This is a genomic window from Enterobacter sp. TMH.L2 (assembly GCF_050847315.1).
Taxonomy (GTDB): domain Bacteria; phylum Pseudomonadota; class Gammaproteobacteria; order Enterobacterales; family Enterobacteriaceae; genus Cedecea.
On the sequence record NZ_CP193791.1, the window covers coordinates 1,500,222 to 1,526,752 of the forward strand.

The 26,531-nt window shown below is 54.7% G+C and carries 21 protein-coding genes and 1 riboswitch; of the genes, 12 read left to right on the forward strand and 9 right to left on the reverse strand.

Translation table 11 applies throughout. From position 1 onward, the window contains the following. Positions 1-2: 2 nt before the first annotated feature. The 4 genes from ACREYP_RS07195 to ACREYP_RS07210 all read left to right on the forward strand — a co-directional run bounded on the left by ACREYP_RS07195 (position 3) and on the right by ACREYP_RS07210 (position 5,386). Complete coding sequence (locus tag ACREYP_RS07195) at positions 3-1,079, forward strand: FecCD family ABC transporter permease (protein ID WP_008459946.1); 1,077 nt, start codon at positions 3-5, stop codon at positions 1,077-1,079. Continuing rightward, entirely contained in the window at positions 1,076-1,864 is a 789-nt protein-coding gene (locus ACREYP_RS07200) for an ABC transporter ATP-binding protein (protein ID WP_085938913.1), read from the forward strand. Before ACREYP_RS07195 ends, ACREYP_RS07200 begins: the two co-directional genes overlap by 4 nt. A gap of 126 nt (positions 1,865-1,990) precedes the next feature. Then, a complete protein-coding gene (cirA, locus tag ACREYP_RS07205; RefSeq protein WP_166991066.1) occupies positions 1,991-3,961 on the forward strand; it encodes a catecholate siderophore receptor CirA in 1,971 nt (656 codons plus the stop codon). Between the two features lie 276 nt (positions 3,962-4,237). Further along, positions 4,238-5,386 (forward strand): integrase core domain-containing protein, encoded by a 1,149-nt coding sequence (locus ACREYP_RS07210; RefSeq protein ID WP_498881212.1) that lies wholly within the window; start codon positions 4,238-4,240, stop codon positions 5,384-5,386. 634 nt (positions 5,387-6,020) lie between these two features. On the opposite strand, the gene fghA is transcribed toward ACREYP_RS07210, so the two are convergent. Then, positions 6,021-6,857 (reverse strand): S-formylglutathione hydrolase, encoded by an 837-nt coding sequence (gene fghA, locus ACREYP_RS07215; RefSeq protein WP_008455256.1) that lies wholly within the window; start codon positions 6,855-6,857, stop codon positions 6,021-6,023. Between the two features lie 238 nt (positions 6,858-7,095). On the opposite strand from fghA, the gene folE reads away from it, so the two are divergent. The 6 genes from folE (at position 7,096) to mglC (ending at position 14,149) form a co-directional block, all read left to right on the forward strand. Further along, positions 7,096-7,761: a GTP cyclohydrolase I FolE gene (gene folE / locus ACREYP_RS07220; RefSeq protein ID WP_008455254.1), complete on the forward strand. Its 666-nt coding sequence runs from the start codon at positions 7,096-7,098 to the stop codon at positions 7,759-7,761. 20 nt (positions 7,762-7,781) lie between these two features. Further along, positions 7,782-8,939 (forward strand): DUF418 family protein, encoded by a 1,158-nt coding sequence (gene yeiB, locus ACREYP_RS07225; protein ID WP_498881213.1) that lies wholly within the window; start codon positions 7,782-7,784, stop codon positions 8,937-8,939. 122 nt (positions 8,940-9,061) lie between these two features. After that, a complete protein-coding gene (gene galS / locus ACREYP_RS07230; RefSeq protein WP_008455251.1) occupies positions 9,062-10,117 on the forward strand; it encodes an HTH-type transcriptional regulator GalS in 1,056 nt (351 codons plus the stop codon). A gap of 283 nt (positions 10,118-10,400) precedes the next feature. Continuing rightward, the gene (gene mglB / locus ACREYP_RS07235) at positions 10,401-11,396 is read left to right on the forward strand and encodes a galactose/glucose ABC transporter substrate-binding protein MglB (RefSeq protein ID WP_008455250.1); all 996 of its coding nucleotides are present in this window, start codon (positions 10,401-10,403) and stop codon (positions 11,394-11,396) included. 201 nt (positions 11,397-11,597) lie between these two features. Next, complete coding sequence (gene mglA / locus ACREYP_RS07240) at positions 11,598-13,118, forward strand: galactose/methyl galactoside ABC transporter ATP-binding protein MglA (protein WP_039295397.1); 1,521 nt, start codon at positions 11,598-11,600, stop codon at positions 13,116-13,118. A gap of 20 nt (positions 13,119-13,138) precedes the next feature. After that, positions 13,139-14,149: a galactose/methyl galactoside ABC transporter permease MglC gene (gene mglC / locus ACREYP_RS07245; protein ID WP_008455248.1), complete on the forward strand. Its 1,011-nt coding sequence runs from the start codon at positions 13,139-13,141 to the stop codon at positions 14,147-14,149. A gap of 144 nt (positions 14,150-14,293) precedes the next feature. On the opposite strand, the gene ACREYP_RS07250 is transcribed toward mglC, so the two are convergent. The 6 genes from ACREYP_RS07250 to ldtB all read right to left on the reverse strand — a co-directional run bounded on the left by ACREYP_RS07250 (position 14,294) and on the right by ldtB (position 19,246). Beyond that, positions 14,294-14,872, reverse strand: a complete 579-nt coding sequence (locus tag ACREYP_RS07250) for a hypothetical protein (protein ID WP_336817913.1) — start codon at positions 14,870-14,872, stop codon at positions 14,294-14,296. 328 nt (positions 14,873-15,200) lie between these two features. Next, positions 15,201-15,920: an outer membrane permeability protein SanA gene (gene sanA / locus ACREYP_RS07255; RefSeq protein WP_008455244.1), complete on the reverse strand. Its 720-nt coding sequence runs from the start codon at positions 15,918-15,920 to the stop codon at positions 15,201-15,203. 131 nt (positions 15,921-16,051) lie between these two features. After that, a complete protein-coding gene (gene cdd / locus ACREYP_RS07260) occupies positions 16,052-16,939 on the reverse strand; it encodes a cytidine deaminase (RefSeq protein WP_498881214.1) in 888 nt (295 codons plus the stop codon). Between the two features lie 128 nt (positions 16,940-17,067). Next, positions 17,068-17,763, reverse strand: a complete 696-nt coding sequence (locus ACREYP_RS07265; RefSeq protein WP_008455241.1) for a CidB/LrgB family autolysis modulator — start codon at positions 17,761-17,763, stop codon at positions 17,068-17,070. Then, positions 17,760-18,161, reverse strand: a complete 402-nt coding sequence (locus ACREYP_RS07270) for a CidA/LrgA family protein (protein WP_039295384.1) — start codon at positions 18,159-18,161, stop codon at positions 17,760-17,762. Before ACREYP_RS07270 ends, ACREYP_RS07265 begins: the two co-directional genes overlap by 4 nt. A gap of 170 nt (positions 18,162-18,331) precedes the next feature. Then, positions 18,332-19,246, reverse strand: a complete 915-nt coding sequence (gene ldtB, locus ACREYP_RS07275) for a L,D-transpeptidase (RefSeq protein WP_008455237.1) — start codon at positions 19,244-19,246, stop codon at positions 18,332-18,334. A 238-nt stretch (positions 19,247-19,484) separates the two neighbouring features. On the opposite strand from ldtB, the gene ACREYP_RS07280 reads away from it, so the two are divergent. Further along, the gene (locus ACREYP_RS07280) at positions 19,485-21,080 is read left to right on the forward strand and encodes an ABC-F family ATPase (RefSeq protein ID WP_498881215.1); all 1,596 of its coding nucleotides are present in this window, start codon (positions 19,485-19,487) and stop codon (positions 21,078-21,080) included. A 90-nt stretch (positions 21,081-21,170) separates the two neighbouring features. Here the strand turns inward: ACREYP_RS07280 and ACREYP_RS07285 are convergent, their stop codons facing one another. Together ACREYP_RS07285 and ACREYP_RS07290 are read right to left on the reverse strand one after the other, a co-directional pair. Next, on the reverse strand, positions 21,171-23,534 hold the full coding sequence (locus tag ACREYP_RS07285; protein WP_498881216.1) for a glycoside hydrolase family 31 protein: 2,364 nt from the start codon (positions 23,532-23,534) through the stop codon (positions 21,171-21,173). Between the two features lie 14 nt (positions 23,535-23,548). Beyond that, the gene (locus ACREYP_RS07290; protein ID WP_498881217.1) at positions 23,549-24,850 is read right to left on the reverse strand and encodes an MFS transporter; all 1,302 of its coding nucleotides are present in this window, start codon (positions 24,848-24,850) and stop codon (positions 23,549-23,551) included. A gap of 295 nt (positions 24,851-25,145) precedes the next feature. Between ACREYP_RS07290 and ACREYP_RS07295 the strand changes: the two genes are divergently transcribed. Continuing rightward, entirely contained in the window at positions 25,146-26,216 is a 1,071-nt protein-coding gene (locus tag ACREYP_RS07295; RefSeq protein ID WP_498881218.1) for a LacI family DNA-binding transcriptional regulator, read from the forward strand. Positions 26,217-26,307: 91 nt separating this feature from the next. Further along, a riboswitch (M-box (ykoK) riboswitch) is annotated at positions 26,308-26,480 on the forward strand. Positions 26,481-26,531: the final 51 nt, after the last annotated feature.

The following is a 26,531-nucleotide window of genomic DNA, read 5'->3' on the forward strand; positions in this document are numbered from 1 at the left end:
TAATGAGTGCCACCACCGATCCAATGCCAAACGAGGCGCAGCCTGCCACCATCATGGGGCGATACCAGCAGGTGCTACGTCACCGCTATTTGCTGATGGGGGCGCTGGTTATTGCGATTTTCGCCTCGCTACTGCTGGACTTTACCCTTGGTCCGTCCGGGCTGCCGCTGGATACGCTGTGGCAGACTCTGATTGACCCGGCCAGCGCTAACGCCGGTACGCGGGTGATCGTGTGGGACATTCGTCTGCCTTATGCGCTGATGGCGCTGCTGGTCGGTATGGCGCTGGGCCTGGCGGGGGCGGAGATGCAAACCATCCTCAATAACCCGCTGGCCAGCCCGTTTACCCTCGGCGTTTCCTCCGCCGCAGCCTTTGGTGCCGCGTTGGCGATTATCCTCGGCATCGGTATTCCTGGGGTGCCCGATCAGTGGTTTATCTCCGCCAACGCCTTCGTCTTTGCACTGTTTGCCGCGCTGATGCTGGACGCCATTACCCGCTGGACCCGCGTGGCAAGTTCCGGCGTGGTGCTGTTTGGTATCGCGCTGGTGTTCACCTTTAACGCCCTGGTGTCGATGCTGCAGTTTATCGCCAGCGAAGACACGCTGCAGGGGCTGGTGTTCTGGACGATGGGCAGCCTGGCGCGAGCCTCCTGGGACAAGCTCGGCGTGCTGCTGCTGGCCTTCGCCATCATCATGCCGATTTCTATGCTGAGTTCCTGGAAGCTGACCGCGCTGCGCTTAGGCGAAGATCGTGCTGTCAGTTTTGGCATCGACGTAAAGCGTCTGCGTTTAGGCACGTTGCTGCGCATCAGTATTTTGTCCGCGCTGTCCGTGGCGTTTGTCGGCCCCATTGGTTTTATCGGCCTGGTGGCACCGCACATCGCCCGTATGCTGTTTGGCGAAGATCATCGTTTCTATCTCCCGGGCAGCGTGCTGGTCGGTGCTCTGGTGCTGTCGCTGGCGTCGGTTGCCTCTAAAAACATTATCCCTGGCGTCATTATTCCGGTGGGGATTGTCACCTCGCTGGTGGGCGTGCCGTTCTTCCTGAGTATTATTCTGCGCCATAAGGGGAACGTGTGATGCAGGGCTTAAAGATTGATGCATTCAACGCCGGTTACCCGAAGCGTCAAATCATCGAAAACCTGAGCGTGCCAACGCTGCCGCGGGGCAAAATCACCGTGCTGCTGGGGCCGAACGGCTGCGGGAAATCGACGCTGCTGCGTTCGCTGGCGGGGCTGAATCGCGCGGAAGGGCAGCTGTATCTTGATGGTGAAGATTTAATGGCTTTGCCGTTCGCCAAACGCGCCGAAAAAGTGGTTTATCTGCCGCAGTCGCTGCCGCAGGGCGTCCATCTCCACGTGCTGGAGTCCATTATCGTGGCGCAGCGCGCGTCCGGTGGCCGCCACAGCGCTGAAAGCGAAGCGCAGGTCATGCAACTGCTGAAACAGCTGGGGATCTCGCACCTGGCGCTGAGCTACCTCGACCAGCTTTCCGGCGGGCAAAAACAGCTGGTGGGCCTGGCGCAGTCTTTGATTCGCCGTCCGTCCCTGCTGCTGCTCGACGAACCGCTGAGCGCGCTGGATTTAAATTACCAGTTCCACGTCATGGATCTGGTCGCCCGCGAAACCCGCGAGCGTAATATCGTCACCGTTGTGGTGGTGCACGACATCAATATTGCTTTACGCCATAGCGAGCACGTTCTCATGCTGCGCGACGGCAAACTGGTTGCCAGCGGCGAGCCGGAGGAAGTGATTACTCCGCGCAGTCTGGCCCAGGTTTACGGCGTGAAGGGGCGCATTGAACGCTGCTCACAGGGCGTTGCCCAGGTGCTGATCGACGGCCTGGTGGAAACGCCCACCGTATAACAACGCATTTCAGAAATACTAAGGAACACAGTATGCAGCCGGCGGCCAATGTAGCCGCTGGCGCATAGTGCAATGTGAGCGCTAAACGGTTGTTTCGTTTGTAATTCACCTCATGGAGAGAAAGAAATGTTAAGGTTGAATCCCATTGTCCGGGGAGGACTTTGTGCGTCTGTACTTGGTCTGGCTTTTCCCGTCATCGCCGACGATCGCGAAGAAACCCTCGTTGTCACCGCGTCTGCCACCGAGCAAAACCTCAAAGATGCGCCCGCCAGTATCAGCGTCATCACCCGGGACGAACTGCAAAAAAAACCGGTTAACAATCTGAAGGATGTGCTGCAGAACGTGCCTGGCGTCCAGCTGACCAACGAAGGGGATAACCGCCGGGGCGTCAGTCTGCGAGGCCTGGACAGCAGCTACACCCTGATTCTGGTGGACGGTAAACGAGTCAACTCCCGTAATGCGGTATTCCGCCATAACGACTTCGATCTGAACTGGATCCCGGCGGATGCCATCGAGCGCATCGAAGTGGTGCGCGGGCCGATGTCCTCCCTGTATGGTTCCGACGCCCTCGGCGGCGTGGTGAACATCATCACCCGTAAAGTTGGTAAAGCCTGGCACGGCACCTTCACCGTAGATTCCACGGTGCAAGAACACCGCGATCGCGGCGACACCTATAACGGCAACTTTTTCACCAGCGGCCCGCTGATTGACGACGTGCTGGGCGTAAAAGTCTATGGCAGCCTGGGCAAGCGCCAGAAGGACGGCCAACAGGCGTCAACGACCAACGCCAGCGGCCTGACGCCGCAGATTGAAGGCTTCACTTCCCGCAATGCCAGCACCGAGTTTGCCTGGACGCCGGCTGAAAATCAGGATGTCACCGTGGGCTACGGCTTTGACCGTCAGGACAGGGAATCTGACTCGCTGGATAAGAATCGCATCGAACGTCAGGATTACTCCCTCGGGCATAACGGCCGCTGGGGCTTCGGCAATACCGAACTGCGTTTCTATGGCGACAAAATCGATAACCTGAATCCAGGCAACAGCGGGGCAATCACTTCACGCAACAACAGCCTGGACGGCAAGCTGGTGCTGCCGCTCAGCGACATCAACCAGTTTCTGACCTTCGGCGGGGAGTGGCGGCATGACAAGCTGAGCGATCCGGTGAATATTACCGGCGGTAATAGCTCGCAAACCTCGGCCAGCCAGTACGCCCTGTTTATTGAAGACGAATGGCGCATCTTTGAGCCGCTGGCGCTGACCACCGGCATTCGTATGGATGACCATGAAACCTACGGTGACCACTGGAGCCCGCGGGCCTATCTGGTTTATAACGCGACGGATACCGTCACCGTCAAAGGTGGCTGGGCCACGGCCTTCAAAGCGCCGTCTCTGCTGCAGCTTAGCCCGGACTGGACCAGTAAATCCTGCCGTGGTGCCTGCCAGATTGTCGGCAGCCCTGACCTGAAGCCGGAAACCAGCGAAAGCTTTGAGCTGGGGCTGTATTACGCCGGGGACGAAGGCATTCTGGACGGCGTGAGCGGCAGCGTGACCGCTTTCCAGAACAACGTTGAGGATATGATTGATATTCAGCGTACCGCGAACCGTAGCGTGGCACCGTCTTACTCAAACTTTGTGGGCTTTGATAAGAGCGGTAACCCAATCTTCCGCTATTACAACGTGAACAAAGCTCGCATCCGCGGCGTAGAAACCGAGCTAAAAATACCGTTTAACGACCAGTGGAAACTGTCGCTGAACTACACCTATAACGACGGGCGCGACCTGAGCAACGGCGGCAATAAACCGCTGCAGCAGCAGTCGTTCCACACCGCCAACGGCACCGTTGACTGGGCGCCGCTGGAGGACTGGTCGTTCTATGTGTCGGCGAACTACACCGGCAAGCAGCGTGCGGTATCCGCGACGGATAAAACACCCGGCGGCTACATCGTGTGGAACACCGGCGGAGCCTGGAAAGCGACCAAGAACGTGAAGGTGCGGGCAGGGGTTCTGAACCTCGGCGACAAAGATCTGAATCGTGATATCTACAGCTATAACGAAGACGGTCGCCGCTACTTTATGGCGCTGGATTATAGTTTCTAAGTTGTGGATACCCGTCCCTGGAACGGCGGCAATGTTTCTTTAAATTCCGCTGTCCAGGGCGGTGACTATATTTTTCTTTCTAAATCTTCAGGGAGAGATCTTTTGCCCTGTCGTTTTTCCGTTCACCTGTAGATTTGTTTTCCCTCTACGCTCAGAGTACGGTGAACGTGTCAGGGGGCATTACGCTGTATGAACTGGCACATAGGTAACACTTTAAACCGGGCACATGGGTAACAGGTTATAACTGGTACGGTAAACTGAGTGAGGAGGTTTATCGTGCCCTGGCTTGAGACTGTTACCATGCAACGAATGCAATTTGTCATGGCATGCCTTGTAGACGGATTATCTGTCAGCGATGCCTGTCGCAGATTCAATATCAGCCGTAAAACGGGCTATAAGTGGTTAGCTCGTTTTTCAGGCGAAGATGTTAACTCTCTGGCTGACCGTTCCAGGGCACGCCATCATCAAAACACCATTCCTGAGTCGATGGTTCAGTTGCTGCTGAAAACTAAAAAGCAGTACATGCTGTGGGGGCCAGAAAAAATCAGGCAATATCTGCTCAATCTGGATACTCCCGGTGTCCCTGCCGCAAGCACTGTCGGCCAGATATTCAAGTCTCATGGATTGGTAAAAGCACGCCCCCCTGTTCGATTCAAGCCGACACAGCCCCATGTTCTGTATGAGGTCAAAGAGCCCAATGATGTCTGGAGTGCTGATTTTAAAGGGAAATTTAAACATGCTAACGGGAAATGGTGTTACCCGCTCACGCTGACGGATAACTGCAGCCGGATCATCCTCGCCAGTGAGGCGACCTATTCCCCTAATAATGCCTTTGTCGTTTCCTGCCTCGAGCGCATTTTTATTGAAAACGGCATGCCCCAATTATTACGGACTGATAACGGTGCACCCTTTGCCGGACATGGGGTGTGGGGGTTGAGTGTCATGTCCGTCTGGTTATTAAAATGTGGCATTATTCCTGAACGTATCCGGCCAGGTAAACCGACTGAAAACGGGCGTCACGAAAGAATGCACCGGACAATGAAGGAAGCGCTCAACCAACATTGCTCATTTTCTTCTCTGGAAGAACAGCAACAATGGTTTGACAGATGGCGAAAGGAATTCAACGAGATAAGGCCGCATAAAGCGCTTCAGGGTAAAACGCCGGCCTCGGTCTGGAAACCTTCGGAAAGACAGTTTGCGGGGCCACGAACAGAAATGCCTGTCCCGGATAATGCCAGAATGTTGAGAGTCGCGCAGAGAGGAGATTTATGGTTCAACAGTACCCGAATATTTCTGAGTGAAGCGCTACGAAATGAGTGGGTCTGGATGAAACCGTTGAATGAGCAATGCGACGAAATAGGATTTGGTGAACTGATACTGGCGCATTACGACAGAATCAATCACCGTATCCTGAGGTTAGATTGAGAGAAAGGTGTAACCCATGTGACCGGTCAGTTCTGTAACCCATGTGACCGGTTCATACAACGCCATGCCCCCTGACAACCCCCGGCGCCCGGCGAGCTCATCGCCGCTGAAGCGGTAAACCCACCGGTTATCACCCAAACATTCGGGGTCGTTCGCGATTCGTTCCCGACGATCGCTCTCTTTCGCTGTTCCCGACAGCTCAACCCCGCCTGAGTTGGGTCATAGCCGGGGGCGATGAGAGCCGGGAACAAGGGCGTGGCTGTATGACTTGCAGCAACGTTAACATCCCGTGTGGCTGCAGGTTAAAAGCGAGGCACGGTTCCGGCTTAAATCGCCTGCGTTTTCTCTCCGACTGGCCAGGGTCCGGCCGTCGGGAACGGCCGGAGGCTGAGAGCGTCGGGAACGCATCTCAGGCGACCCAGGACTGGGAGATAAAACGGAGGTCTGCCGCTTCAGCGGTCGATTTATTTGGCCGGGAGTCCGGGTTCTTAGGGGAGTGACGGTGACTCCCCTAAGACGTTCACCGGTGATGGCGCTACAGATAAAGCAGGACTGGAAGTGAACGGAACTATAGCCGATCCTTCAAAGCGCGACTTTGTGACTAAGAGACTGCGTCCAGGTGACAGGCAACGCCCTATCCCCGCAAATACTCCGCATGAAAACGAAGATGATCCTCTACAAACGTCGCGATGAAGTAGTAGCTGTGGTCGCAGCCCGGCTGTATGCGCAGCGTCAGCGGCCAGCCTTTCTCCTGCGCTACTTTCTCAAATTCTTCCGGCCTTAGCTGGTCGGCGAGGAACTGATCGTCATCCCCTTGATCGATAAGCATTGGCAGCTGTGCCGACGGCGAGGCTTTACCCAGCAGGCAGCAGCTGTCCCACTCTTGCCACAAGGATTCATCTTCACCCAAATAGGCTCTAAAGGCTTTTTGCCCCCACGGCACTCGGGTTGGGTTAACAATCGGTGCAAAAGCCGATACCGATCGGAAGCGTCCGGGGTTTTTCAGCGCCATGATCAATGCGCCGTGTCCACCCATGGAATGGCCAAAGATCGACGCTTTTTCGCTGACGCTAAAGTTCTCTGCAATCAGCTGCGGCAGTTCGTCACGCAGATAATCGTACATGCGGAAGTGCGTGGCCCACGGCTGCTGAGTCGCGTTGAGGTAAAAGCCCGCGCCCTGGCCCAGGTCATAGCCTGCGTCGTTAGGGACTTCTTCGCCGCGGGGGCTGGTGTCCGGCATCACCAGAACAATACCAAGCTCGGCCGCTACGCGCTGCGCGCCCGCTTTGGTCGTGAAGTTTTCGTCGTTACAGGTTAGCCCGGAAAGCCAGTAAACCACCGGCGGCGGGGAGGCGCTTGCCGGCGGTGGGAGAAAAATACTGAACGTCATTGGGCAGTTAAGTAGGGTGGACGCGTGGCGCCAGCGCTGCTGCCAGCCTTCGAAACATCGGTGTTCTTCCAGTAATTCCATCCAGAGGATCCTTATCTATTTTCAAGACTTATGAACAACTTTCACTTCACCTGAGTCTAGCCATCCCGCATTATGGCCGCAACGGTATTGTTCTCGCCCGCTCAGGCAATGAACGGTATTTTCGATTTCAATAATTATGCCCGGCACTACTGGATTCTAAGCACGTGCTGCCGCACAATAAGCGGACACTTTGCCCCATGAAGGGCAGAGGTCAGCCACACCTGCAGGAGAAAACAGCATGTCATCACTCTCAAAAGAAGCCGCCCTGGTTCATGAGGCGCTGGTTGCGCGCGGTCTGGAAACGCCGCTGCGTCCGCCGTTGCGTGAACTGGATAATGAAACCCGTAAAAGCCAGATTGCCGCCCATATGACGGAAATCATGCAGCTGCTTAATCTCGATTTGAGTGACGACAGCCTGATGGAAACTCCGCATCGCATCGCCAAAATGTATGTCGATGAGATTTTCTCCGGCCTGGACTACGCCAATTTCCCGAAAATCACCGTCATTGAAAACAAAATGAAGGTGGATGAAATGGTCACCGTGCGTGATATCACCCTGACCAGCACCTGCGAGCACCATTTCGTGACCATAGACGGGAAAGCCACCGTGGCGTATATCCCGAAAGATACCGTCATCGGCTTGTCTAAAATTAACCGCATCGTGCAGTTCTTTGCTCAGCGCCCGCAGGTTCAGGAACGCCTGACCCAGCAGATCCTGATTGCGCTGCAAACGCTGCTGGGCACCAACAACGTGGCGGTGTCCATTGATGCGGTGCATTACTGCGTGAAAGCGCGTGGGGTAAAAGACGCCACCAGCGCGACCACCACCACCTCGCTCGGCGGCTTGTTTAAGTCGAGCCAGAATACGCGTCAGGAATTCCTGCGCGCAGTACGCCACAATTAATCCCCCCCAGGCAGGTATCCGTGGAGAGAAATGTCACCCTGGACTTCGTCCGCGGTACCGCCATTCTGGGCATTCTGCTGCTCAATATTGTCGCCTTTGGCCTGCCGAAGGCGGCTTATCTCAACCCGGCCTGGTATGGCGAGATAACCTCCCGCGATGCCTGGACCTGGGCGGTGATGGACCTGTTTGCCGAAGTTAAATTCCTCACGCTTTTTGCGCTGCTTTTTGGGGCTGGCCTGCAAATGCTGCTGGCTCGCGGCTCACGCTGGATCCAGTCGCGGCTGACGCTGTTAGTGCTGCTGGGGTTTATGCATGCGCTGCTGCTGTGGGATGGCGACATTCTGCTGGCATACGGCCTGACCGGGCTGGTGTGCTGGCGGCTGATTCGTGACGCGACGGGGCAAAAGCAGCTGTTTAATACCGGCGTCGTGCTGTACCTCATCGGTATTGGCGTCCTGTTGCTGCTGGGCGTCATTTCAGGTGACGGCATTAATCGCTCCTGGGTGCCGGATGCGGCCAACCTGCAATATGAGCAGTGGTGGAAGCTCGGTGGCGGCGTGGAAGCTATCAGCAACCGCGCCGATTTGCTCTCTTCGAACCTGGTGGCGCTGGGGGCGCAATACGGCTGGCAGCTGGCGGGCATGATGCTGATTGGCGCGGCACTGATGCGCAGCGGCTGGCTGAAAGGGGAGTTTAGCCTGAAGCATTACCGGCGAACCGGTGCCATTTTGATCGTCATCGGCATGGCGATTAACCTGCCGGCAATTTTAGCCCAGTGGCACCTGAAGTGGGATTTCCGCTGGTGTGCGTTGCTGTTACAGGCCCCACGTGAGCTGAGCGCCCCGTTTCAGGCGATTGGCTATGCTGCGCTGGCCTGGGGCTTCTGGCCGCAGCTGTCCCGTTTCCGGCTGGTGGGCTGGATTGCCTGCGTCGGTCGGATGGCGCTGACCAACTACCTGCTGCAAACCATTCTCTGCACAACCTTGTTCTATCGCTTTGGTTTCTATATGAAATTTGACCGTTTGTCGCTGCTGGCTTTTGTGCCTGCGGTGTGGGCGGCGAACATTCTGCTGTCGGTGTTATGGCTGCGCTATTTCCACCAGGGACCGGTGGAATGGCTGTGGCGGCAGCTAACCGCCCGTGCTTCAGGGACCGCCTTACACAAAGCACAGAGATAATGATATTCGTCACAAAGGTTAACGAATTGTATGTAACCGCTTTCATCACTGTGATCGACTTCACGCCGAACCGCCCCCCACTCGCCGCAAAATAGCCACCTTGCCTAAAACAGGGTGCACCTATGAGACCGACTCCCCCAACGCCGATTACCATTCGTGACGTTGCCCGTATCGCCGGGGTTTCAGTAGCGACAGTATCCCGAGTATTAAATAACAGCGCGCTGGTCAGCCCGGAAACGCGCGAAAACGTCATGCAGGCGGTTGCTGAGCTGGGCTACCGTCCAAACGCCAACGCGCAAGCGCTGGCTACTCAAGTGAGCGACACCATCGGCGTGGTGGTGATGGACGTCTCCGATCCCTTCTTCGGGGCGCTGGTCAAAGCCGTGGATGTGGTTGCCCAGCAGCACAATAAATATTTGCTGATCGGCAACAGCTACCACCAGGAAGACAAAGAGCGTCATGCCATTGAAGTGCTGATCCGCCAGCGCTGCAGCGCCCTGATTGTGCACGCCAAGGCGCTGAGCGACGAGGAACTGGCTACTTTTCTGGAGCAGGTTCCCGGCATGGTGCTGATCAATCGCCTGGTGCCCGGCTACGCTCACCGCTGTGTTTGTCTGGACAACGTCAGCGGCGCGGTGATGGCTACGCGGATGCTGCTGAACCAGGGGCATTCGCGCATCGGGTACCTGGCCTCCAGCCATCAAATTGAGGATAACGACCAGCGGCATCAGGGCTGGCTGCAGGCGCTGGCGGAGCAGGGGATCGTGCCGCCGGAGGGCTGGGTCGGCATGGGCACGCCGGATATGCAGGGCGGGGAAGCGGCGATGGTTGAGCTGCTTGGCCGCAATCTGCAGCTTAGCGCGGTCTTTTCCTATAACGACAGCATGGCCGCTGGCGCGCTAACGGCGCTGAAAGACAACGGCATTGCCGTGCCGCAGCATGTATCTATCATCGGCTTCGACGATATTCCCATTGCCCGTTACACCGACCCCCAGCTGACAACCGTGCGCTATCCGGTGGTTTCGATGGCGCGTTTAGCTACCGAACTGGCGTTACAGGGCGCAGCAGGCCAGCTGGATCGTGATGTAACGCACTGTTTTATGCCGACTTTAGTCCGTCGTCATTCGGTGGCGATAAAGCAAAATGTGGCGTCGATCACTCCGCTGTCAAAGAGTTAGATGTAACCGGTTTCAATCTGTGAGTAAATTCACAGTTAATTAACATTGCGCTGACTATTATGTCAGCGTTTTATCAGCTGAAACACGATGTAACGGTGACTGCTCATTTTTAGCGTCGTGATAAGGCCATTAACGCTCATAAAAACGCAGTATTGGATTGTTACCGAACACGGAAGTGCACATTTTTTAGGATAACTTCGGCATTCAGTAACTTTTTTATAACATTACTGTCCTGCCTGGTTTCGAACGCGAACTACCCTGCAAAATAAAAACCGGAGATACCATGAATAAGAAGGTTTTGACTCTGTCCGCCGTGATGTCCTGCATGTTGTTTGGTGCCGCAGCGAACGCCGCTGACCGTATTGGCGTGACGATTTATAAATATGACGACAACTTCATGTCAGTGGTTCGTAAAGCTATCGAGAAAGATGCGAAAGCGTCACCTGACGTACAGCTGCTGATGAACGACTCCCAGAACGACCAGTCCAAACAGAACGACCAGATTGACGTTCTGCTGGCAAAAGGCGTGAAAGCGCTGGCCATCAACCTGGTTGACCCGGCCGCCGCGGGCACCGTTATCGAAAAAGCGCGCGCGCAAAACGTGCCGGTGGTGTTCTTCAACAAAGAACCTTCCCGCAAAGCGTTGGATAGCTACGACAAAGCTTACTACGTCGGCACCGACTCTAAAGAGTCCGGTATCATCCAGGGCGACCTGATTGCTAAACACTGGGCGGCTAACCCGGCCTGGGACCTGAACAAAGACGGCCAGATCCAGTTCGTGCTGCTGAAAGGCGAACCAGGTCACCCGGATGCCGAAGCACGTACCACCTACGTTATCAAAGAGCTGAACGACAAAGGCCTGAAAACTCAGCAGCTGCAGCTGGATACCGCGATGTGGGATACCGCTCAGGCTAAAGACAAAATGGACGCGTGGCTCTCTGGCCCGAACGCTAACAAAATCGAAGTGGTTATTGCTAACAACGACGCAATGGCAATGGGTGCGGTAGAAGCGCTGAAAGCCCACAACAAATCGTCTATTCCAGTGTTTGGCGTAGATGCCCTGCCTGAAGCACTGGCACTGGTGAAATCCGGTGCGATGGCCGGGACCGTGCTGAACGATGCCAACAACCAGGCTAAAGCGACCTTCGACCTGGCGAAAAATCTGGCCGACGGTAAGCCAGCCGCTGAAGGCACCAACTGGAAGATCGAGAACAAAATCGTACGCGTACCTTACGTAGGCGTGGATAAAGATAATCTCGCACAGTTCATCGGCAAATAAATACCCGTCATCCTTCGAGCCGCAGGGGCGTGAACTGCACTCGCTCACCCCAGTTGCTTACTTGATGTAAGCGCCTGGGGATTCTCGAGCTTGTTGCCTGCCTGCAACTCGAATTATTTAGGGTAACGTTTTTTAGTTGTACACGGGCGCAGATACCTGCGCCCGGCTTTAGGCAGGTTACTCAGCGACACAGGTATAATTATGGTCGACAATAACTCAGCTACGCCGACGGAATTTTTGCTGGAAATGACCGGCATTAATAAATCCTTCCCCGGCGTTAAGGCACTGGATAATGTTAATTTAAAAGTACGGCCACACTCTATTCACGCCCTGATGGGTGAAAACGGTGCGGGCAAATCGACATTATTGAAATGCCTTTTTGGGATCTACAGCAAAGATTCCGGCAGTATCCTTTTCCAGGGAAAAGAGGTGAATTTCAGCAGCACGAAAGAGGCGCTGGAAAACGGTATTTCTATGGTGCATCAGGAGCTTAACCTGGTTCTGCAGCGCACCGTGATGGACAACATGTGGCTTGGGCGCTACCCGACCAAAGGCGTGTTTGTCGATCAGGATAAAATGTACCGCGACACCAAAGAGATATTTGATGAGCTGGATATTGATATCGACCCGCGAGCCCGCGTCGGTACGCTGTCCGTTTCTCAAATGCAGATGATTGAAATCGCCAAGGCTTTTTCCTATAACGCCAAAATCGTTATTATGGATGAGCCAACGTCTTCGTTGACGGAAAAAGAAGTTAATCATCTCTTTAAAATTATTCGCAAATTAAAAGATCGCGGCTGCGGGATTGTTTATATCTCCCATAAAATGGAAGAAATATTCCAGCTGTGCGATGAAATTACGATTTTGCGCGACGGGCAGTGGATTGCCACCCAGCCGCTGGAAGGGCTGGATATGGACAAAATCATCGCCATGATGGTCGGCCGCTCCCTGAACCAGCGCTTCCCGGACAAATCCAACGTGCCGGGCGAAGTGATCCTTGAAGTCCGCAACCTGACCTCGCTGCGCCAGCCGTCGATTCGTGATATCTCCTTTGATCTGCATAAAGGTGAAATCCTCGGCATTGCGGGCCTTGTCGGGGCGAAGCGTACCGACATTGTAGAAACGCTGTTTGGTATCCGCGAGAAATCTGGCGGTACCATCAAGCTTCACGGCAAAAAAATCAACAACAGCAGCGCGAACGAAGCGATTAATCACGGTTTTGCGCTGGTGACCGAAGAGCGTCGCTCAACCGGGATTTACGCCTACCTGGATATCGGTTTTAACTCACTCATTTCCAATATTCGTAACTACAAAAACAAGGTCGGCCTGCTGGATAACTCCCGCATGAAAAGCGATACCCAGTGGGTTATCGACTCCATGCGCGTGAAAACCCCGGGGCACCGCACTTCCATCGGCTCGCTGTCCGGCGGTAACCAGCAGAAGGTGATCATTGGCCGCTGGCTGCTGACCCAGCCGGAAATCCTGATGCTGGATGAACCGACGCGCGGCATTGATGTGGGCGCCAAGTTTGAGATTTATCAGCTGATTGCTGAGCTTGCCAAAAAAGGGAAAGGGATCATTATCATTTCGTCCGAGATGCCGGAATTGTTAGGGATTACAGACCGTATTCTGGTGATGAGCAACGGGCTCGTGGCCGGAATTGTAGACACCAAAACAACAACGCAGAACGAAATTTTACGTCTTGCGTCTGTGCACCTGTGATGATTTAGGGGCTATTAAAAATGAGTGCGTTAAATAAGAAGAGTTTTCTAACTTATCTAAAAGAGGGCGGCATCTACGTGGTGCTGCTGGTGTTGCTGGCGATCATTATTTTCCAGGATCCGACGTTCTTAAGCCTGCTTAACCTGAGTAACATTCTGACCCAGTCTTCGGTGCGTATTATCATCGCGCTCGGTGTGGCCGGGCTGATTGTCACCCAGGGGACTGACCTGTCCGCAGGGCGCCAGGTGGGGCTGGCGGCGGTTGTGGCGGCTACGCTGTTGCAATCAATGGATAACGTCAACAAGGTGTTCCCGGACATGCACACCATGCCGATTCCGCTGGTGCTGTTGATTGTCTGCGCCGTGGGCGCGGTGATTGGCCTGGTGAACGGGATTATTATCGCTTACCTGAACGTGACGCCGTTTATCACTACCCTGGGCACCATGATCATCGTGTACGGGATCAACTCCCTGTATTACGACTTCGTGGGCGCGTCGCCGATTTCCGGGTTTGACTCCCACTTCTCTACCTTCACGCAGGGCTTTATCGCGCTGGGTAGCTTCCGCCTGTCGTACATTACGTTCTACGCCTTGTTTGCGGTGCTGTTTGTGTGGGTGCTGTGGAACAAAACCCGCTTCGGGAAAAACATCTTCGCTATCGGCGGCAACCCGGAAGCGGCGAAAGTCTCCGGCGTTAACGTGGCGCTGAACCTGATCATGATTTATGCCCTGTCCGGCGTGTTCTATGCCTTTGGCGGGATGCTGGAAGCTGGTCGTATCGGCTCGGCCACCAACAACCTTGGCTTTATGTACGAGCTGGATGCGATTGCGGCGTGCGTGGTGGGCGGCGTGTCGTTCAGCGGCGGGGTAGGGACGGTGGTGGGCGTGGTGACCGGGGTAATTATCTTTACGGTTATTAACTACGGCCTGACCTATATCGGCGTGAACCCTTACTGGCAGTACATCATCAAGGGCGGCATTATCATCTTCGCCGTGGCGCTGGACTCCCTGAAGTACGCGCGTAAGAAGTAATTTCTGCGGTAACCGTATTTTGACCGGGCGCGGCTTCGATTTTCTGGCATAAGCTGCGCCCCTGATATCTGAGTGTTAATGGCTTTAACACCCTGATACTGCCGTTCATCTTACCCACAGGTGGCACAAATGAAGGTAAATAATTTATCCTGTATATCTTGTACCAGGAAACTGTTTATTAATATTACCTTTAACCACTTTATAGGCTAATTCTCGATCACCTTTTACATATTTAGTGAACGGATTATTCCATACTATACGGTTGGTGGGGGCTGCCATGTAAGCAAAGCTGATTCCCTTACTGATGAAGATATCTCGCGCTCTTTCCAGCCAGTTACCCTTTCCAATATAGCAAGCCTGAAATTTGATCACGCCCACGCGGCGTAGAGACATTTTTTTCAAATCATCCGCCAGCGCCTCGGGGCTGTAGTGACCCAGCATATGTTCACTGGCGTGAGCAAAAATATCTATGCGGTCATTTTCCGTCACGGACTGAAGATAGTGGAAGTTGTTATAAATATACTTTTTTTCTTCGATCTCAGACTCTCGACCTACCAGCTCAAGCATGTCGTTATATTTTGACTTCAGGTAAGCATATTCATGAGGTCGGCGTTTTTTAAAGTTATAGGCAAGCACAACCTCTATTTTTCCAAAGGGCCAGTCATGCGATCTTAATAAAGGTATTTTGCCTGCGGTTCTAAATAAGCTGTTTGTAAATTTCATTTTCTCTATTTTTATGAGGACTAAGGTAGGGGGAGTGAATTCTATGTAATACACTCCGCGGGAATGCATATTATTCAACATTCACCTAAATGGCTTAAGAAAGAAAGGTTTTTGGTCTTAATTCATTTTGTTTATGAGTTAAAGATTGAGAATTAAGGTTTCTTCACTTATTGAGATGGAGATATTGCGTTCCGCCAAAATAATATGGGGTGAAAGGCATAAGGGCGAACTCAGATGTCGGATTCAAGGGAATAAGAATGCAGCAGTTGAGGAATTAGGAAAGGCGACGACGGAAGAGGCGCTATCAAAATGAGTGCAATAGTTTATCTCACTTCTTCTCTTTTTTCTGGATTTCCAGCAGTTGCTCCGGCGTAACGGCCGGATAGGCCTGCGCGTCTTCCGGGACTTCCTGCTGCGACGGAATAGGCACTAACGGGCCGAGAAAACGCGGCTCACGCTTGAAGAGATAGAGATCGGCTAATGCCCCCAGGCGAGCGGCAAATTCGCGGGTACGCACGGTCAGCATGTTTTTTGGGGAAGGTACCGCGTAGCACTGCGCCTGAATCCCCATATGCAGGGCGATAAACAGCGCACGCTCGCAGTGGAAGCGCTGGGTGATAATGATGAAATCGTTGGTATCAAAGACTTTACGGGTGCGGACAATCGAGTCCAGCGTGCGGAAGCCTGCGTAATCCAGCACGATATCCGCCGGATCAACGCCGCCGGCGATCAGGTCTTTGCGCATGGTCATCGGCTCGTTGTAGCTTTGCTGCGCGTTATCGCCGCTGAGCAGCAGGTAGTTCACCTTGCCGCTGTTGTAGGCGTTCAGCGCGCCCTGAATACGGTACAGGTAATACTGATTGATGACGCCGGTGCGGTAATACTTGGCGGTGCCGAGCACTACACCCACCTGGCGATAGGGCAAGTCCTGCAGTTCATCGTAGACGTAGGGGGCGGTTTTCCAGCTGATCCAGCGGTCGAGCCCGAGCGCAGCCGCCAGCATTAAGCCGATAACAATAAGCAGGCTGTAAAACACGCGCTTCAACATGGACTTGCAGACTCATTCGCGGGGTGAAATTTCATCCAAGGCTACTTTACCCGGCCCTCAAGAGCAAGAAACGCGGGTTCAGTTGGGGCAAATTTCAACAATGCGAGTGTGGGTACACCCGCAACGGAGAATTATTGAACAATATTAACACGCTCAACGGCTTCACAGCCCAGCGCTTTCAGCGTGGCGGAGGTGGCATCCCACTGCAGCAGCGGCGCATCGATTTTTTCTGCCAGCACGGCGCGCTTAATTTGTGGGTAGTCGTAACCATTCAGAGAAAGCAGGTTCAGCGCGGCCTGCAGCGGCGGAAGGGAAGGGTTAAACGCAGCGTTTTCCGCATAGCATCCGGTGAAGATTTTCCCGTCGACCATTTCCAGCGCAACGCCTGCCGGGGCCTTGCTGTAAGGCGCATGACTGCGGTTAGCCGCGCTAATTGCCGCCTGAGTCAGGGCATCCCCTTTCAGCGCAAAACCGTGGTTTTCTTCGTCCAGCAGCAGCGTTTTGATCTCCAGGTCGCGTGGGCCAAAGGCATCCGGCAGATATTCGCCCAAAGTGGAAGGCTTGCGGCCAGGCAGATGAATACCCAGTGCGGTGCCGCTGTTCAGTTCATTCATAAACTGACGGCAGTGGCCGCAGGGCGTGTAGTTGACCGTGATATCAACCAGGCCTTTTTCGCCGCGCATCCACGCGTGGGTAATGGCGCTTTGTTCGGCGTGCACGGTTTGCTGCATGGTGGCACCCAGAAACTCCATGTTGCCGCCAAAATAGAGATTCCCGCTGACGCCTCGCGCGACGGCGCCGACGTTAAAATGAGAGAGGTCTGCGCGGGCACAGGCTGCGGCCAGCGGCAACAGAGCGAAAGCCAGGTCTTGGTCACCCAGCCCGGTTTGATGTTTTAGCGCTTCAACTTCGGCTGCGGTAAACATAGCCGGGAAGTGGTCGTCGGCAAGCAGGGGTTGCAAAGCGGTTTGCAGCGCGGCGGGGAGTTGCACAACGGCGGCATCAAAACGTGAACGCATGTTAAAGCCTCATCAAAGGTAACGGAAACGTAGTTTACGGATCTGTACCGGCCAAATATGTGATCTAGTTCTAATTGTTTATGCAACTTATGAAAACAAATCTGAAAGTGCGCGATCTCTCGCAAGCTTTAGCCGAAAAGCTTCAGCAGTACCGGGAATAAAAACGGAGCGATAAGCGACGTCATGACCCCGCAAATCACCAGCGCCAGCGAGCTAAAAGCCCCTTCCTGGAAGTCCAGTTCCGCACAGCGAGCGGTGCCCAGCGCGTGGGAAGCGGTACCCATTGCCAGCCCGCGTGAGGCTTTGGTATTGATGCGCATCATGTTCAGCAGCGTGTGGCCAAACACCGCGCCAAGAATACCGACGAAGATAACGCAGACGGCGCTGATAGCCGGGATACCACCAATGCCGCCGCCAACCGCCATTGCAATCGGCGTGGTGACGGATTTTGGCAGGACCGAAGCGGCAATTTCCGGGGACGCCCCCATCAATAACGCGATAGATGTGCCGGTGGACATCGCCACCATGCTGCCAATAAAGCAGATGGTAATAATGGATTTCCAGCGGGCGCGAATCTGGTGTATTTGCTCATAGAGCGGGAAGGCCAGGGCTACAACGGCGGGCTGCAGCAGGTCGTTGAGCACTTCGCTGCCTTTAAAATAGTGGTCGTAAGGAATGCCGGTCAGCAGCAAAAAAGGAATGATCACCACCATGCAAACCAGCAGCGGGTTCAGCAGCGGGGATTTCAACCGGGCGGCCAGCTTGCGGGCGGCAAAAAACACCACCAGCGTTAACGGTAAAGACCACCATATAAAGTGCATCATTTTTTCTCTGCCTCGCCTTCACCAATCACTTTTCTTTCACCGTGTACCAGATGTGAGCTCCAGCTCACGATAACCAGCACCACCAGCGTGCTGATCAAACAGGACACCACCACCGGACCAAACTGGGCTTTCAGCACGTCGTAATACTGCATCACGCCCACGCCAATGGGGACGAACAGAAGGGCCATATAGCGAATCAGCAAATGGCAGCTGGGTTTTACCCACTTCGCCGGCAGGATCTGCAGCGACAGCAGCACAAACAAAATCAGCATGCCGATAATGCTGCCGGGAATGACGATAGGCAGTAAAGAGGCGACAAAAATACCGGCGTATAAACACAGGTAAATTAAGACAAAAGCGCGAAGATACTGCCAGATTATCGTGAACGAGTTGCGCATGGAGGTTACCCTTTAAGAAACGCATTCATCATACAATTAAACTCAAAATTGTGCTATCCATCACATCATGAATTATCAGCATAACAAACATTCCCTGCGTGAAGGTTGTCGGGCGGATTTCGGGCAATAAAAAAGCGGCCCGGAGGCCGCTATTTTGCAAACTGCTGGACTTAGTTCAGACGAACCGGCATCCCGGAACGGTTCTGAATCGCCTGGTCAACAACGGTGGTGTCAACGTCGGACTGAGCGGTCACCTGCTGAACGCTGCTGGTCAGTTTAATCGGCACGATTTCATCGGAGTTGAACTGCGCTTCGGTGGTGGAAAGCGGGTTGTGAACTTCGATGTAGCGGCTGCCGTCTGGCTCGGTGGTGGCTTTTACCGGCTCATCAATGAATTGAACGCGGGTGCCAACCGGCACGTTGTCGAACAGGAACTTGATGTCTTCGTTACGCAGACGCACGCAGCCGTGGCTTACGCGCAGACCGATACCGAAGTTGGCGTTGGTGCCGTGAATCGCATACAGGTTACCGATGTACAGCGCGTACAGGCCCATTGGGTTGTCCGGGCCAGCGGGAACAACGGCTGGCAGCGGCGTACCGGCTGCGGCGTATTCCGCGTGCATTTTCGCCGTCGGGGTCCAGGTTGGGCCATTTTTCTTACGCTCTACCTTGGTGGTCCAGTTGATCGGGGTATCTTTCCCCAGCTGGCCGATACCGATTGGCAGCACGATCACCGTGTTGGTGCCTTTCGGGTAATAGTAGAGGCGCATTTCGGCACTGTTGATCACAATCCCTTCATGCACGGTGTCAGGCAGGATCAGCTGCTGAGGGATGTTCAGGATGGTGCCGGCTTTTGGCAGGTACGGGTCAATGCCTGGGTTAGCTTCCAGCATGTTAGACAGACCCATCTGGTACTGTGCGGCATACTCTTCCAGCGGCGCGGTGCTGCCTTCAGGAATAGTGATAACCTGGTTTTCACCAACCAGGCGGCTGCCGTTAGTCGGTAACGGATAAGTCACGGCGGAAGCAGAGAAAGACGCGACAGCCACAAAAGCCAGTAAAAGCGAGCGTAATTTCATATTCATGTTATGCGAGTGTTATGCCAGACGGGCCAGCTAGTGAGTGTTCATGGACGATTCAGCCGCGCATTATATGTGCATTACATTCATCTGGGAAATCAGATGTGGATGAAATCACAATTTTTTCACACTGATTAACTATTGTACGGTGAAGATGCGGGGCGACCCTTTATCATAGTTATGGCATAATGTGGCCGAAATCACATTCCAAAATCTCGACAACTTATTTCTCCAGGACATACCAGTGCTTGTATCCAGCAACGTTACCATGCAGTTTGGCAGCAAACCGCTGTTCGAAAATATCTCCGTTAAATTTGGCGGCGGCAACCGTTACGGCCTGATTGGCGCGAACGGAAGCGGCAAATCCACGTTCATGAAAATCCTCGGCGGGGACTTAGAGCCAACGCTTGGCAACGTTTCTCTCGACCCAAACGAGCGTATCGGTAAGCTGCGTCAGGATCAGTTCGCCTTCGAAAAATTCACCGTACTCGACACCGTTATCATGGGCCACGGCGAGCTGTGGGAAGTGAAGCAGGAACGCGACCGCATTTATGCCCTGCCTGAGATGAGCGAAGAAGACGGTTACAAAGTTGCCGACCTCGAAGTGAAATACGGCGAGATGGACGGCTACACCGCAGAAGCGCGTGCCGGTGAATTGCTGCTTGGCGTGGGCATTCCGCTGGAGCAGCACTACGGCTCGATGAGCGAAGTCGCTCCAGGCTGGAAGCTGCGCGTGCTGCTGGCGCAGGCGCTGTTCTCTAACCCGGACATCCTGCTGCTCGACGAACCAACGAACAACCTGGACATCGACACCATCCGTTGGCTGGAGCAGACGCTGAACGAACGCGACAGCACCATGATCATTATCTCGCACGACCGTCACTTCCTGAATATGGTCTGCACCCATATGGCTGACCTGGACTACGGCGAGCTGCGCGTTTACCCTGGCAACTACGACGAGTACATGACGGCGGCAACTCAGGCTCGCGAGCGCCTGCTGGCGGACAACGCGAAGAAGAAAGCGCAGATTGCAGACCTGCAATCCTTCGTTAGCCGCTTTAGCGCCAACGCCTCCAAATCTCGCCAGGCCACCTCCCGTGCCCGTCAGATTGATAAAATCAAGCTGGATGAAGTGAAGGCGTCCAGCCGTCAGAACCCGTTCATCCGCTTCGAGCAGGATAAGAAACTGTTCCGTAACGCCCTTGAAGTTGAAGCCGTGACCAAAGGGTTTGAGAACGGCCCGCTGTTTAAAAACTTCAACCTGCTGCTGGAAGTGGGCGAGAAGATTGCCATTTTGGGTGCCAACGGCGTGGGTAAATCTACCATGCTGAAAACCCTGGTCGGCGAGCTGACCCCGGAAAACGGCAGCGTGAAGTGGTCTGAAAATGCTCAGATTGGCTACTACGCCCAGGATCACGAATACGAGTTCGAAAACGATCTGACCGTCTTTGACTGGATGAGTCAGTGGAAGCAGGAAGGCGACGACGAACAGGCGGTGCGCAGCATCCTGGGTCGTCTACTGTTCAGCCAGGACGACATCAAGAAGCCAGCCAAAGTCCTTTCCGGGGGCGAGAAGGGCCGTATGCTGTTCGGCAAGCTGATGATGGAAAAACCAAACATCCTGATCATGGATGAACCAACCAACCACCTGGATATGGAATCCATCGAGTCGCTGAACATGGCGCTGGAAATGTACCAGGGGACGCTGATCTTCGTTTCCCACGACCGTGAGTTTGTTAGCTCGCTGGCAACCCGCGTGCTGGAAATTACCCCAGAGCGCGTGATTGACTTCACCGGTGGCTACGAAGATTACCTGCGTAGCAAAGGGATCGACGGGTAATTTTACCCTCACCCTAAAAGGGAGAGGGAATAGATTATGTACTGTTCTGCCCTGTTGTTTTCCCCCTCGTCCCTTTGGGCTGAGGGGCAATTACAGCCCCCATACCTCGCATTCCACGCCGTTCACCAGCAATCGACGTCTTTCTCCCTCAGGCAAAGACAGCTTAATCTCGCGCCACGCGGGCAAATAATCCCCCTTGCGGCTAAAGGCCACGTTAATCTCGTTGGCTGAGCAGGTTATTTCCCAGCGAAGCCAGAGCGCGTTGCCTTCTTTATAGCCCCAGGATTCTCCGTCATCCTCAAACAACACGCCGTGGGACGTCCCGGTGCCCTGCAGCGGGTAAATTTTTAGCTCACGGACGGTATCGTCCTGCGGGGAAACGTAGCTGATGCGTTCGCTGTGAGGCAGAGCCGCACCGGCGCGAACCAGCAATGGCAAACGCTCAAGCGGGGCGGGCAGGGTGATGGTCTGGCCGCCGCTAAACCACTGGCCGGAATAATAGTCGTACCAGCCGTGCTCATTGGCCGGCAGCCATAAAGTACGTTCGCGTTGTCCTGGTTCCACCACGCTTGCCACCAGAAGATCCCGGCCCAGCAGGAACTCATCGCATTCATCAAACGTCTTCACGTCATGTTCATGGTCGAGGAACGTCGGCCTCAGCATGGGTTCATCATCCGCGTGTGCCTGCCACAGCAGCGTGTAGAAATAGGGCAGCAGGCGATAACGCAGCTCAATGGCGCTGCGGATGGCCGGAGTCACCGCCGGATACATCCAGGGTTCGTTCACTGTGTGGTCATCATTCCACGAATGGATGGTGAAGCGCGGGTGCATCACGCCGTTCTGAACCCAGCGCACGAAAAGCTCGGCGTCAGGCTTGTCGCCCGAAAAACCGCCAACGTCATGCCCGACGTTAAACAGGCCGGACAGGCTCATGCCGACGCCCATCCGCGTGTTGTAACGCAGCGTATCCCAGCTGGTGCGGTTGTCGCCGCTCCACGTCTGGACGTAGCGCTGCATCCCGGCGCAGCCGGAACGGGAAATCAGATATGGGCGTTTTTCCGGGGAAAATTTCTGCTGAGCCTCCATCGAAGCGCGCATCATTAGCAGCGGCATGACCGGGCGAATATGTTTGATGGCTATCGGCTGGCCAAAGCCGTGACAGCGCGCTTCCCCGTCCCACACTTCGTATTCGTTGTTGTCGTTCCAGGTGGAGCCAATGCCCATTTCCAGCAGCTGTGTGGTAACGCCAGCCTGCCACCATTTCACCGTGGCCGGGTTGGTGAAGTCCAGATGAGAGCCTTCATCGTCCCAGAAGCTGGAGTGTTCCGGCGCATCGGATTCCGAATCTTTGATAAACAGCCCGCCTTTGGCAACCTCCTCATAACGCGGATGATCCTGCAGCAGACAAGGCTTGATGTTGGCCGCAAGGCGGATCCCGGCCGCCATAAACGCCTGGCTCATCACCTTCGGCTGCGGCACCTTTTCATAATTCCAGTTAAACACGTAGCGTTTGTTATTGATGGAGGTGTAGCCCGACGAAAGCTGGAATGAGTCGCACGGAATCGCGTGCTGCTGACTCAGCCGAATAAAGTTCATCAGCTGATTTTGGGCGTCGGGTGCGTCGGTGTAATGCATCGTTGAGCCGCTGTAGCCGAGGCTCCATTTTGGCCCGAAGAAGGTTTTCCCGGTCAGGCGCACGAAGGCCTTGGTGACGTCCAGCACGCGCGGGCCGAGAAACAGGTAATAGTCCAGATCGCCGGCTTCTGCCTGCCAGCGGCGATAGGCCAGATGATAGTTGTCTATCTCGTTGCCCAGATCCAGCCAGCAGCTGCTCAGGTTGTCATAGAACAGGCCAAAGCTGACGTCGTCCCGGCGCGTAATGGTGAAGGGAATATGCTTGTAAAGCGGGTCGGTCGACACCGCGTTATAGCCCATTGCGTCCAGATTACGCATCTCATAGCGCCTGCCGGTGCGGTTAAGCGGCCCGGCTTTTTCACCCAGCCCGTAAAAGCGCTCCCCGGCAAAGCGCCGCTGATAGTGGGCCACGCCATCGCCGTGAGCGTTAAGCTGGTAAGCGCTGGTGGGGCGATCGCAGGCGAGGGGCAGCCATTCGCCCTGGGCGGATTTGTATTCCCACTCCAGATAAAGCGGCTGGCGCACGGTCACGCGCAGGCTTTCGCTACTGATGATGAGCCTATCCGATTGCTGTTCCAGCGTGAAGCCGGGCAGGGTAAACCCGGCGTGGCTTTCGCGGTCGCGTCCCTCCCACGGGACATCCTGCTGCGGGGCGATGCTCCAGGTGCGGTCCAGCGCCAGGCCCTGTTGACGTTTAATCAGCACGCGAAACAGCTTATCTTCCAGCACATACAGGTGCAGCGAATGCTTGCCGTCGAGGGTCAGGATAACCTGGCTGTCATCTTGTTTTGCGAGCGTCCAGTTCTTAAGTGTTTTCATGAGAGACCATCCATTCAGGTGCGTTTTGCGCGGCGTTCGGCGATAAATGCCACCAGGAACACCGCGCCGATCAGATCAAAAAAGCCCATGGCGATAAACAGCGGGTTGAAGCCAATCTTGTCGGCGGTCACGCCGATGATCAGAGAGAAGATAAAGCTGGCAATCCAGGCCGCCGAACCGCGCATGCCGTTGACGGTGGCCATCTGGCCTTTATCAAAAGAGTCCACCACCAGCGCGCTGAGCATGCAGGAGATAATCTGGTGCCCGAAGCCGCCGATGGAGATAAGCAGGATGGCAATCCAGGGATCTTTGGTGACGGCGACCAGCGCCAGAGAAAGCATCAGGAACGCGCCGGTTACCGAACTCGCCACCACGGAATTGGTGCGCGAGCAGCCAAAAATACGGACGTAAACTTTGGTCAGATAGCCGCTGGCAATGCTGCCGATATCGGCGGCGAGGAACGGCAGCCAGGCGAACATAGCAATCTGTTTGAGATCCATTCCGCGTTCGTTGGCCAGGTAAAGCGGAACCCAAAAGCTCAGGACCGCCCAGGCGGGTTCCGCCATAAAAGCTGGAATGGCGATGCCGTAAAAGCGTTTATTTTTGGAGACGGTTTTCAGGGCGGTGAAAAACGGCAGTTTCACGGTGGGCGGCTCGTTGTCCTGCTTGATGAACGCCAGTTCTTCCTTGCTCAGGTTCGGGTGCTGTTCCGGGTTGTGGTAAAACAGCCACCACAGCACAACCCACCCTAGCGCCAGCGCGCCGCTGAACATAAAGGCACCCTGCCAGCCAAAAAAACTGTGGGCAAAATAGATAATCGGCGGAGCCAGCATTGCGCCGATGGAAAAGCCCACCCCGGCCCAGCCTGCGGCAATCGGTCGCTCTTTTTTCGGGAACCATTCACCCAGCGTTTTGGCGTTGGCGGGCGTGGCTGCGGCCTCCGCACCGCCCATCATGAAGCGCAAAATAGCCAGCTGTAACCAGCTCCCGGCGCCGGCATGCAGCATGCACATCACCGCCCAGATGCTGGCGCAGATCAGAAAGCCGATCTTCAGGCCAATCACGTCGATCAGCCAGCCGCAGAGAGGCTGGAACAGGGTATAGGCCAGCTGAAAAGCACCGACTATCCAGGAATATTGTTCGGTGGTAATGCCGAGGGAGGTTTTCAGTTCAGGCGCCAGGATCCCCAGCGCATTACGCGTGATGTAATTCACGGTGACGCCAAGTAAGAACAGAACCAGAACCCACCAGCGCAAATGTCGGAAAACGCGTCCTGCCTTAACGGCGGTTATCGGTTGGTCGATGCCATGACTCATAGTTCACTCCACCTTGTAGGGTAATTAGTAGAATTGGTATGCCACTATTTTTGGCGATGGATGTATTTTAATTATTTGATTTTTATGTATTTAATTTTATTTGTGCTTTCAGTGAGAACCTTATTGGTTTACAAAATGGAGCGTAATTGAGTTATCAGCCAACCAATAGCGCAATTTTTGCAAATATTTTCACTACCTCGATCCGACGCGAAGAAATAACGCTAAATCTCCGGCACTATGGCGTACTCGCAGTCATGAAAATTTTTTCATTTCACAAACGGGCGTCGATCACAAAATGAGTAAAACGCTAAAAATCACCGAAATTGCCGCGCAAACGGGGCTGTCGATAAGCACCGTTTCCCGCGTGCTGGCGGGTAAGGGGAATACCAGCGAGTCGGCCCGCCAGCGGGTACTGGCCTGCGCCAAAGCTAAGGGGGTATTGCAGGGCATTGCCGCGGGCAGATTATTGGTCAACAGCCTGGTGGTTTTTGCGCCCCGTCGGGCGTTTGATGAGCGGCTGGACGTCTTCTACTACCGGGTGATGCAGGGCATCGGCAAGGCGCTGGTGCCTCACGACGCCAGGCTGCGCTTCTGCGCGCTGGAAGAGAATGACAGCGATACCGGACTGTTTCTCAGCAAGATGAACGAGCCGGAAACCGAAGCGGCCATTCTGCTGGGGATTGATGATCCGCACATCCACGATCTGGCGGCGGATCTGGGCAAGCCTTGCGTGCTGATCAACTGCCAGGATCGCAAAATGCGTCTTTCAGGCGTGGCGCCGGATCACCTGATGACCGGCCGCTTTGCCGCAAATTATCTGTTCGACATGGGGCATAAAGGCGTACTGACGGTAATGTGCCTGCGTCGCTACACCATGGAACAGCGCCTGGCCGGGATTCGGGATGCGTGGGACAGCCGTAATTTGTCGTTTGATGAGACCCGGCATTTGTTAGTCGCCCAAAGCTTCGGTGCCAAAGAGAGCGAGGCCTTAATCAGCGACTATCTGGCCGTTACGCCGCGGCCGGCCTGGCCGAGCGCGCTGTTAGTCGGCGGCGACTTTATGGCGGCAGGTGCCGTTAGTGCTCTGCAAAAAGCAGGGCTGCGCGTGCCGCAGGATATGTCGGTAATGAGCATCGATGGCTTTAACCTGGCCGAAATCCATGACGTGCCTTTAACCTCGGTTCATGTTCCCAGGGACGAGCTGGGTGAGGAGGCGGTTCAACTGCTGCAGCAGCGCCTGATGCGCCCGGAAGCGCCGGTGGTGAATATTCTGTTGGGCGGTACGCTAAAGGTGCAGGCGTCAGTGCGGCGCGTGGGAGCGGGGAAAGGTCGACCGGCGGTGACCAGCGATAAACTCTACGACTGAGCAGAAAAAAAGCATAAATAAACCCTAAACAGCGCAGGTTCTTTGCCTTGCGCCCGAAGTTTAAATCCCTACTATAGGCCGCGGAAGACTTGCAGTATCTCGTTAGGCGAGGCTCCTGTACAAACATAGGTTGCTGATCTGACGACGTCGAGAGACGCCCAAGATTAGGACAGGTTATATCGAGCGAAGGTATAACCCCAGGTAACTTCCCCCGCTTTAGGGGATACGTTGTGCAGTGCTAAAACCGAGACATGGAGATAGCGTCAGCACTCTCATATCTTGCTTCGCCCCAGGATGAGGACTGTTTATTTTTAA

What these genes read in the sequence shown, in the direction of transcription:
- ACREYP_RS07195 (WP_008459946.1), top strand. Translation starts at nt 3, where the DNA reads ATGAGTGCCACCACCGATCCAATGCCAAACGAGGCGCAGCCTGCCACC.
- fghA (WP_008455256.1), bottom strand. Translation starts at nt 6,857, where the DNA reads ATGGAATTACTGGAAGAACACCGATGTTTCGAAGGCTGGCAGCAGCGC.
- ACREYP_RS07295 (WP_498881218.1), top strand. Translation starts at nt 25,146, where the DNA reads ATGAGTAAAACGCTAAAAATCACCGAAATTGCCGCGCAAACGGGGCTG.
- ACREYP_RS07290 (WP_498881217.1), bottom strand. Translation starts at nt 24,850, where the DNA reads ATGAGTCATGGCATCGACCAACCGATAACCGCCGTTAAGGCAGGACGC.
- sanA (WP_008455244.1), bottom strand. Translation starts at nt 15,920, where the DNA reads ATGTTGAAGCGCGTGTTTTACAGCCTGCTTATTGTTATCGGCTTAATG.
- folE (WP_008455254.1), top strand. Translation starts at nt 7,096, where the DNA reads ATGTCATCACTCTCAAAAGAAGCCGCCCTGGTTCATGAGGCGCTGGTT.
- mglC (WP_008455248.1), top strand. Translation starts at nt 13,139, where the DNA reads ATGAGTGCGTTAAATAAGAAGAGTTTTCTAACTTATCTAAAAGAGGGC.
- cirA (WP_166991066.1), top strand. Translation starts at nt 1,991, where the DNA reads ATGTTAAGGTTGAATCCCATTGTCCGGGGAGGACTTTGTGCGTCTGTA.
- galS (WP_008455251.1), top strand. Translation starts at nt 9,062, where the DNA reads ATGAGACCGACTCCCCCAACGCCGATTACCATTCGTGACGTTGCCCGT.
- ldtB (WP_008455237.1), bottom strand. Translation starts at nt 19,246, where the DNA reads ATGAATATGAAATTACGCTCGCTTTTACTGGCTTTTGTGGCTGTCGCG.
- mglB (WP_008455250.1), top strand. Translation starts at nt 10,401, where the DNA reads ATGAATAAGAAGGTTTTGACTCTGTCCGCCGTGATGTCCTGCATGTTG.
- ACREYP_RS07270 (WP_039295384.1), bottom strand. Translation starts at nt 18,161, where the DNA reads ATGCGCAACTCGTTCACGATAATCTGGCAGTATCTTCGCGCTTTTGTC.
- cdd (WP_498881214.1), bottom strand. Translation starts at nt 16,939, where the DNA reads ATGCGTTCACGTTTTGATGCCGCCGTTGTGCAACTCCCCGCCGCGCTG.
- ACREYP_RS07265 (WP_008455241.1), bottom strand. Translation starts at nt 17,763, where the DNA reads ATGATGCACTTTATATGGTGGTCTTTACCGTTAACGCTGGTGGTGTTT.
- mglA (WP_039295397.1), top strand. Translation starts at nt 11,598, where the DNA reads ATGGTCGACAATAACTCAGCTACGCCGACGGAATTTTTGCTGGAAATG.
- ACREYP_RS07285 (WP_498881216.1), bottom strand. Translation starts at nt 23,534, where the DNA reads ATGAAAACACTTAAGAACTGGACGCTCGCAAAACAAGATGACAGCCAG.
- ACREYP_RS07250 (WP_336817913.1), bottom strand. Translation starts at nt 14,872, where the DNA reads ATGAAATTTACAAACAGCTTATTTAGAACCGCAGGCAAAATACCTTTA.